General features: G+C 71.8%; 7 protein-coding genes. 2 read left to right on the top strand and 5 right to left on the bottom strand.

Annotated features, from left to right (window positions below):
* Together QZT59_RS15940 and QZT59_RS15935 are read right to left on the bottom strand one after the other, a co-directional pair.
* A partial coding sequence (locus tag QZT59_RS15940) for an NAD-dependent epimerase/dehydratase family protein (protein ID WP_290818625.1) occupies window positions 1-279 on the bottom strand: 279 nt, incomplete at its 3' end.
* Between the two features lie 198 nt (window positions 280-477).
* Window positions 478-1,962 carry a right-handed parallel beta-helix repeat-containing protein gene (locus tag QZT59_RS15935; RefSeq protein ID WP_290818624.1) on the bottom strand — a complete coding sequence of 495 codons (1,485 nt, stop codon included), beginning with the start codon at window positions 1,960-1,962 and terminating at the stop codon, window positions 478-480.
* A gap of 199 nt (window positions 1,963-2,161) precedes the next feature.
* Between QZT59_RS15935 and QZT59_RS15930 the strand changes: the two genes are divergently transcribed.
* Window positions 2,162-3,442, top strand: coding sequence for a glycosyltransferase family 4 protein (locus QZT59_RS15930; RefSeq protein WP_290818623.1), 1,281 nt, complete (start codon window positions 2,162-2,164; stop codon window positions 3,440-3,442).
* Between the two features lie 7 nt (window positions 3,443-3,449).
* Here the strand turns inward: QZT59_RS15930 and QZT59_RS15925 are convergent, their stop codons facing one another.
* From QZT59_RS15925 to QZT59_RS15915, 3 genes are all read right to left on the bottom strand, one after another.
* The gene (locus tag QZT59_RS15925; protein ID WP_290818621.1) at window positions 3,450-4,121 is read right to left on the bottom strand and encodes a hypothetical protein; all 672 of its coding nucleotides are present in this window, start codon (window positions 4,119-4,121) and stop codon (window positions 3,450-3,452) included.
* Window positions 4,118-5,089: a nucleotidyltransferase family protein gene (locus QZT59_RS15920; RefSeq protein WP_290818619.1), complete on the bottom strand. Its 972-nt coding sequence runs from the start codon at window positions 5,087-5,089 to the stop codon at window positions 4,118-4,120. The genes QZT59_RS15925 and QZT59_RS15920 overlap by 4 nt, the downstream gene beginning before the upstream one ends.
* Window positions 5,090-5,211: 122 nt before the next feature.
* A complete protein-coding gene (locus tag QZT59_RS15915; RefSeq protein ID WP_290818617.1) occupies window positions 5,212-5,769 on the bottom strand; it encodes a metal-dependent hydrolase in 558 nt (185 codons plus the stop codon).
* A gap of 145 nt (window positions 5,770-5,914) precedes the next feature.
* Between QZT59_RS15915 and QZT59_RS15910 the strand changes: the two genes are divergently transcribed.
* Window positions 5,915-6,226, top strand: a complete 312-nt coding sequence (locus tag QZT59_RS15910; protein WP_290818616.1) for a thiamine-binding protein — start codon at window positions 5,915-5,917, stop codon at window positions 6,224-6,226.
* The last annotated feature ends 244 nt before the right edge of the window (window positions 6,227-6,470 follow it).

The following is a 6,470-nucleotide window of genomic DNA, read 5'->3' as shown; positions in this document are numbered from 1 at the left end:
GTTGCCCTCGAACTGCTCGCGCGGTCGGTCCGCGTCGACCGATTTTCCAGCGGCGAGGTGGAAGACGACGTCGTAGGCCGGCGTGAGGACGTCCGCCAGCGCGCCCGGTCGCCGGAGGTCGCGCTCGACGACCGTCGCCTCGTCGGGAACGGCCTCGATCGAGCCGGTCGAGCGGTCGTCGACGACGGTGACGTCGGCGCCCGCGGCCAGCAGCCGCTCCGCGAGGTGGGAGCCGATGAATCCGGCACCGCCCGTCACGAGCGCTCGGTCGGCGTTCACGGCCCGCCCCACCACGAAGGGGAGCGTAAAACCCGGGCCGCGTCGGGGACCGTAAGGCGGGATTTCCGGTCCGATCGGGGTTCGCGACGTCTCGGCGCGCTCACCCGCCGACGTTCGTCCCGACCGCGGCTCGCGACGCCCCGGCGAACTCACCCGCCGACGTTCGTTCCGACCGCGGCTCGCGACGCCTCGGCGCACTCACCCGCCGACGTTCGTCCCGACCTCGACGTCGCTCGCCCCGTCGGCGACGGCGATCCCGTCGGCCGCGTCGATCGCGTTCCCCGTGATCGCGCAGCGCTCGGCGTCGTCGTCGATCGCGATCCCGGCGCCCCCGACGTCGTCGAACACGTTCCCGGTGATCGAGGCGCCGTTCGTCCCGGCCAGCTCGACCGCGTTCCCGCCGACCGCGTCGACGGAGTTCCCGTTGATCACGACGTTCTTCGAGCCGTCGACGCGGATCCCGCGATCCCCGCCGCCGTGGAGCTTGAGCGAGTTGTCGTTGAGCACGACGGTGCGGTCCCAGTCGCGAACCCGGATCAGGTCGTTGCCGCCGGCGGGATCCGTGAGTTCGATGACGTTGCCGCTGACCGTGACCGGCGCGCCCTCGAAGCTCGGGTCGGTCGAGACGCGGAGCGCGGCGTCGCCCACGCGCTTTTGGACGAGGGTGTTGCCGGCGAACGTCGTCTCGGTCCCCTGGATCCGCGCGATCGAGAGGCAGTCCTCGTGGGCCTGCAGCGTGTTGCCGGTCGCGAGGACCGAGATGGTGCGGCTGCTCGGCCGGTTGATCTTGAGCGCCGACTTCGCCGCGTCGGTCACGTGGTTGCCGATGACCCGCGTGCCCGGGTTCTCCCCCTGGATCACGATCCCGTCGCCGTCGTCCTTCGGAGTGACGTCGTCGACCCGGCAGCCGGAGACCGTCACGTCGCCGCCCCCGCCGGCCACGTGGATCCCGTTGGAGATGCCGGTGTTGGGCGCCCGCGCCCGCGTCGCCCGACAGCGGGTCACGTCCGCGTGCGGCGCCGACATGACGTTGATGCAGGCGGTCGATCCCTCCTGGGACCCCCACTGGTCGACGCCGTCGACCGCGACGCGTTCGGCCGAGGCGTGGGCGGCCTCGAGCTGGACGCCCGTCACGGCGCGTCCGTCGCACTCGAGCGAGAAGTCGGCGACGCGCCCGCCCTCGCCGTCGACGGCGATCGCCCGCTCCACGTTCTCCTCCAGTTCGATCGTGCTCGTCCCCATTCCGTCCCCGCGCAGGCGCGCCGAGCCGACCGACAGCTGGTCGGTGATCCGGTAGGTGCCCCGCGGCAGGTAGACGACGCCCGCGTCGGTCGCGTCCAGCGCGTCCCGGAGCGCGCCGGTATCGTCGCCGGACCCGTCCCCGTCGGCGCCGTAGGCGCGGACGTCCGCGACCGGCGTCTCGCGCGTGATCAGGTCGTCGACCGCGGCGGTGGCGTACTCGCGGGTGGCCTTCGTCCACTCCTCGCCGTCGCCGTCGTAGACCGCGCCCGTGTCCGTCGCGACGTACGTCGCCCCCTCGTGGGGCTCGTAGTCGCCGATCGCCTCGCGCGCGTCGCGAACGACGAGCCGCTCCTCGATCGTCTCCATGTCCGGCGCGTGCGTCCAGTCGGTGTCTCCCTGCTCGTAGACGTGCAGCCCGTGGTTGGTGGTCTGTCGTACCATGAAATTCCCCGGCTACGGCCCGTCGCGAGAACGATCGAATTGAATCGACGGCCTGCGAGTTCCGGGCGGAAACGACGCCCGAACGGTCGCCGAAGACGCCGTCGGCGCCGGTTTGCGACCGTCGACGGTCGGGTAATCCGGCGTTATCGGCGACGGGGCCCCCGAAGTCCATACGCCTCGGGCGAGTAGGTGATCGGGCATGCGCGCTCCCGAAGGGGGATCGAACCGACCGTCGACGCCGACCGGCGCGTCGGCGGACGGTCGGCCAGTGAACTCGTCGGTCGGTCCGTCGCGGTCGAGTTCGTCGGTCGGTCCGTCGCGGTCGAGTTCGTCGGACGACGGCCGTCGATCGAACTCGCCGCGCGACGGCCGGCCGTCGATCGTCTACTTCGTCTCGACGCTGACGACGGGCGGCGCCCAGGTCGGGTTGGTCCGCCTCCTCTCGGGACTGGACCTCGAGCGATACGACGTGACCGTCGTGACCGTGCTGAGCAAGGAGAACGACGTGATCGCGGAGCTCCCCGACGGCGTCGGCTTGATCGACCTGGAGCCCCTCTCGCTCCGCCGAAAACCGGTCGCGTTGTACCGCGCCGTCGCCGACGCGGACGTCCTGGTCTGCTCGATGTACCACGCGACGCTCCTCGGACGGGTCCTGGGGACGATCGCCCGCGTACCGGTGGTGGTGAACTGGCTGCACAGCGAGCGGTTCGCGGGTCGCCACCGGGAGCTGGCCTGGCGGGCCACCGCCGGCCTCTCGGAGCTGATCCTGGCCGACTCGCCCGCCGTCGCCGACGCCCTCCGCGAGGAGTACGGCGTCCCGGCCGACCGGGTGCGGACGATCCCGATCGCGGGCGTCGACACGGCGGAGTTCGCCCGGACCGACGTCTCGTCGCCGTCGGGGGAGCTCCACGTGGCGACGGTGGGCTCGCTCATCCCGCCGAAGCGCCACGACCGGGTGCTGGAGACGGCCGCGGCACTCCGCGAGCGGAACGACGAGACCGAGTTCGTCTTCAACGTGGCCGGCACCGGCCCCCTCGAGGCGGAACTGTGCGAGCGGCGGGACGCGCTGGGCCTCGAGAACGTCCGCTTTCACGGGTTCGTCGAGGACGTGCCCGGCTTCCTGAATCGGAACGACGTCTACTTCCACACCTCCGCGTACGAAGGCCTCTGCATCGCGGCGCTCGAGGCGATGGCCTGCGAGCTGCCGGTGGTCGCCTCCCCCGCGGGCGGTCTCGCCCACTACGTCGAGCACGGCGCGTCGGGGTACCTCGTCGACGATCCCGATCCCGGGGCCTTCGCCGCGTCCCTGGAGCGCCTCGCGGATCCGGAACGCAGACGGGCGTTCGGTCGGCGCGGCCGGGAGATCGTCGACCGAGACTACTCGCGGGAGGCCCTCGTGACGGCGTTCGAAGACGTCCTCGCGGAGTGTCTCGACGACGGGCCGGCGACCGCAACCCCACCGTTCGTCGACCAGGAATGATCCGCGGTCAGCGCCCCCGCGCGACCGCGGCCCGGGATCCACCGAGCGCGCGCTCGTCAACCAGTTCGACGATCCGCTCGTGGGCGGCCGCAACGTCGTTCTCGTGGGTGTCGACCGTGACGACCTCGCGACGCTCCGCGACGGCGTCGAGGATCGCATCGTACCAGCGCCCTTTCTCCGCGTGCTCCGCGAGGGTCGTCCGTCCGTCCGCCTCGCGCTCCCAGACGACCTCGGCGGGCGCGTCGAGGCGGACGGTCAGGTCCGGGGCGGGGACGAGCCCGATCAGCCGGAGCATCGACGGTCCGTCGTAGCCGTAGCGCCACCCGACGCGGGCGAGGTCGTCGTACAGGTAGCGATCGAGGACGAGGACGTCCGCGCGGGCGTTCGCGAGGACGGCGGTCCAGACTCCCCAGATCCCGCGCGCGAGGAAGACGAGACCCAGCAGCCTGTTCCTGCCGCTCGTCGTGCGTCCCTCGCGGGCGAGCTCGTCCTCCGCGTCGTGAAACCGGGGCGCGACGCGATCCTTCAACGCTCGCGTGAGGCGGGCGTTGGGACCGAACGCGTGCTCGCACCTGGCGTCGAGACCGCGCTCGCGGAGCCGCTCGGCGAGCATGTTGGCCTGCGTCGTCTTCCCCGACCCGTCGATGCCGGTGACGACGACGAGCGCGGGTCCCGTCATTTGACCGCCCAGAGCGCCGCGTTCGCGGGGAGCTCGTACCAGCCGCCGTCGGTTCGTCGGGCGTGACCCAGCCACGCGCGCACGAGCTCTGCGGGGGCGTACCGGTGGGGAAGGTCGATCGATTCGGGCGACCGTCGGACGCGGTCGAGGACCTCCTCGGCCGTCCGGACCGCCAGGTCGTACCCCTCCGGCCAGCCGTGTTCGACGGCGAGCTGTCGTCCTCGGTCGACGGCGAGCTGGCGATCCCGGTCGACGGCGCTACCCGCCGATGTGCCCCTGGAATCGCGGTCTCCGACCGCCCCCTCGCGGCCGAGGACCCGCGCGATCTCCAGCGCCTCGCCGAGGGTCACCTCGAAGTTCTCGAACGCGCCGTGGGCGCAGTGGATCGCCGCGTCGACGACCGGTTCGGGATAGTAGACGCCGTCTTCGAGGCGTCTGGAGTCGAGAACGGCCGCCGCCGGCAGGTAGGCGAGCCCGTTCCAGGAAACCGCGGCGTGGAGGTGGACCGGGTGGCGGACGTCGTGCTCGTACAGTCGCTTTCCGGGTTCCGTGCGAGCCAGCGGGTGGGCACGGAAGCTCGTCCGCGTCCAGCCGTCGTCTTCCAGCAGGTCGATCGCGCGCGGCCAGTCGCGCTCCCGTGCGAGCACGTTCAGATCCCACGGCTCGTACGGGTGGGCGACGTTCGTCTTGATGACGGCGTACTCGATTCCGGCGCCGTCGAGGAGGTCGTGGACGCGCTCGAGGTCGAGCGCGAACGATTCGAGCGCGGCGCGGCGCCGACGGAGCTCCGCGTCGAGGGCGCGCGCCTCGTCGACCGCCGCCGCCGCGAGCAGTCGTTCGAGGACGGGGATCGCGACGTCGTTCGCGTCGGCCCTGGCGAGCGTCTCGGTCCAGTCGGCGGCGCCGGCGCTCGCGTAGCGGTGGGCGAGTTCGGCGACCGAGGCGTCGCGCTCGTGGGCTGCGTCCATCGGCGGATCGCTACCCCGGACGCACGTAAAGTGGTTTGCGGGGGCGACGGCCGTAGCCGATCGTTACTGCGGGCCCGTGCCGTTTGCATCCGTGCTCCCAGCGCCCTCGTCCGCGAAATCGCTCACCGGACCTCGGAGGTCGGCCGAACCCGACCGAGCGCGGCCCGAAGCGGGGCGAGGCCGGGACAGCCGTCCCGGCGCCAGACCGCGAGCGCGATCGCCGCGAGCACGAACTCCGAGAGGAAGTAGGGATCGCCGATCGACGCGGCCAGCAGTTCGGTGACCGACGGCGCGCCGCTCTCGTAGGATTCGACGGCCACGGCCGGCCACAGCAGGAACCCGGCCTCGCCGGCGCCCCACAGCGCCGGCGCGGCGTCGACGAGCGCGTGCGACAGGGCGCCGACGGCGAAGGCGACGACGTACTCGGGGCGGTCGTACCGGCGAGCCAGGGCGTAGAGGGCGAGACAGAGCGGCACCAGGACGAGCAGCGAGTGCGCGAGCGTCCGGCCCGTCGGGAGGACGCCGAGGTACCACGCGAGGGGTTTGTCGACGAGGTCGGGAAACTGGCTCCCGAACAGCGCGACGAGCACCGGGAGGTGCGCGGGCGGCGTCTCGTACCGCTTTCGCGCGTAGAGTGCGTAACAGAGGTAGGCGACGGCGAGGTGTCCGATCGGCCACATTCGGGTGGACAACTCTCGCGGCGCCGTTATAAGCCTCCTGACTCGGGCGAGCCGCCACCGCGACGGACTATGTCTCTCGTTACCGTCAGGCATCGTCGCGACCGGGTGACCGCGGTCACTCGACGCTGCCGTTCACCGTGATACCATGACAGTCATCGCCCGATTCGAGGTCATCCCCGTCCACGACGGGAGCCGCTCGGAGGACATCGCACAGGCCGTCGACGCGCTGGAGGAGTACGACGTCTCCTCCGAGACGACCGCGACGGACACGGTGATCGAGTCCGACTCCGCGGACGAGGTGTTCGAAGCCGTCCGCGCGGCCCACGACGCGGTCGAGACCGACCGCGTCATCACCTCCCTGGAGATCGACGATTACGGCGCCGGCGGACGGGACGCGGAGAGCCGCGTCGAGTCCGTCGCGAGCGTACTGGGACGCGAGCCGAAGAGCGGCGGGTGAACGGTGACGCCGACTCACCTCGAATTCGCGAGGAGCGGTAACGCGTCAGTGAGATCAGAGGCGGAGAACGCAGCAGTTGGAAACGCTCGCGACGGCGGGCGCGATCCCGCAGTCGGTCGGCGACGCGGTCTCACGCGGTCGCGTCCGGGAGCCGCCACACCGCGATCGCCGCCGCGAGCGTCCCGACCACGACGGCGACGACGCCGCCCGTCGCGACCGCCCACGGCGGAACGACGACGAGCCC

Origin of the sequence: Halovivax sp. (assembly GCA_007119345.1) — an archaeon.
In the GTDB taxonomy this organism is placed as follows: Archaea; Halobacteriota; Halobacteria; order Halobacteriales; family Natrialbaceae; genus Halovivax.
Note: the sequence above shows the minus strand (reverse complement) of the source record. Positions and strands in the feature narration are given on the sequence as shown.

Bases quoted from the DNA above. Each gene is read 5' to 3' on its own strand.
- QZT59_RS15935 (WP_290818624.1), bottom strand. From the start codon at position 1,962: ATGGTACGACAGACCACCAACCACGGGCTGCACGTCTACGAGCAGGGA.
- QZT59_RS15930 (WP_290818623.1), top strand. From the start codon at position 2,162: ATGCGCGCTCCCGAAGGGGGATCGAACCGACCGTCGACGCCGACCGGC.
- QZT59_RS15925 (WP_290818621.1), bottom strand. From the start codon at position 4,121: ATGACGGGACCCGCGCTCGTCGTCGTCACCGGCATCGACGGGTCGGGG.
- QZT59_RS15920 (WP_290818619.1), bottom strand. From the start codon at position 5,089: ATGGACGCAGCCCACGAGCGCGACGCCTCGGTCGCCGAACTCGCCCAC.
- QZT59_RS15915 (WP_290818617.1), bottom strand. From the start codon at position 5,769: ATGTGGCCGATCGGACACCTCGCCGTCGCCTACCTCTGTTACGCACTC.
- QZT59_RS15910 (WP_290818616.1), top strand. From the start codon at position 5,915: ATGACAGTCATCGCCCGATTCGAGGTCATCCCCGTCCACGACGGGAGC.